The 1,049-nt window shown below is 66.2% G+C and carries 2 protein-coding genes and 1 pseudogene; 2 read left to right on the top strand and 1 reads right to left on the bottom strand.

Annotated features, from left to right (window positions below; all coding sequences use genetic code 11):
* Nucleotides 1–198: hypothetical protein (locus tag ACZ7HT_RS36800; protein ID WP_471174098.1), on the top strand; the 198-nt coding region annotated here is incomplete at its 5' end.
* A gap of 84 nt (nt 199–282) precedes the next feature.
* Nucleotides 283–792, top strand: a complete 510-nt coding sequence (locus ACZ7HT_RS36795; RefSeq protein WP_471174096.1) for a hypothetical protein — start codon at nt 283–285, stop codon at nt 790–792.
* Here the strand turns inward: ACZ7HT_RS36795 and ACZ7HT_RS36790 are convergent.
* Nucleotides 787–921: pseudogene (locus tag ACZ7HT_RS36790) on the bottom strand (IS5 family transposase); the annotation flags it as partial. The gene ACZ7HT_RS36795 and the pseudogene ACZ7HT_RS36790 overlap by 6 nt on opposite strands.
* Nucleotides 922–1,049: the final 128 nt, after the last annotated feature.

The raw sequence follows: 1,049 nt of genomic DNA, 5'->3' as shown, positions 1-1,049 counted from the left end.
CGTCCACACAGTCCGCAAAACCGACACCGCCACGTCCCGGAACAAGAAGTCGACGACCCCACGGCCTCGCCGCACAGGTTAAAGATCAAGCTAGGCCGTGTATCGAAAACGCTGCTCGCGGTGCTCATCGGCGGCTGCGGGCAGCGCTGGATGCGCGAGCCGGGGATGGTGTGCGCCCCCCTCCAGTCGCAGAGTTGAACGCGTTCAACAGGTCTGACAAGCTATCTCTCCACGGCCCGCCCCTATCGGTTGGTCGATGCGGACTGAGGGTGGGAGGTCCTGGTGGCGGGCGAGAACAGGCTGCGTGCGTGGGGGGCGACCCTCGGGGGCTTGATGGCGGTTTTGGCTGTTCTGACGGGGTGTGCCGGTCCCTATCAGTACTACGAGGGAACAGGGCTCCACGACGCCACGGCAGCCGACGTCACTGGAGGCTGGCAAAACGTCGAGGGGACCCGCGTGGTGCTTCGCAAAGACGGAACGGCTCTTCTGGAAAAGCTCGACGGGCAGGACTTCGACTTCGAGGACGGCTGGCGCTTCTCCGGCACGGGAACCTGGCAACTGACCGACGACGAAGGAGGACAGGTCGTCCGACTCGCGCTGGCAGTCCGGACCCGAGTGGAGAGCCGTTCCCCCGTGATGGCCACTGACACCGCGACTCCTGAACCCCCATCGACATACGCGTGGTCCTTCTACGTGGACCGCGATCAGCACGACGATTTGAAGCTGTTCTTCTTCTACGGCGATCCCGACATTGGGAACACCTACGTGATGACGCGCGAGACTGGGTCATAGCCATTCGTTGATCGCTGCGACCAGCACAGTCGCCTCGAAGCGGACGGCGAGCTTGTCGTAGCGCGTGGCGACCGCGCGGTTTCTCTTGAGGCGGTTGATCCCGCACTCGACCGCATGGCGCTCGCGGTAGTCGACCGGGTCGAGGCGGGGGGGGGGGGGGGGGGGGGGGGGGGGAGGGGGGCGGGGGGGGGGGGGGGTGGGATTGTCGGGGGTGGTGTAGGGGGGAGAGCGGCGGAGGAAGTGGGAGCGGGTCCTTC

This window comes from Streptomyces sp. NPDC037410 (assembly GCF_055602235.1).
This window is presented reverse-complemented; position numbering and strand designations above follow the sequence as displayed.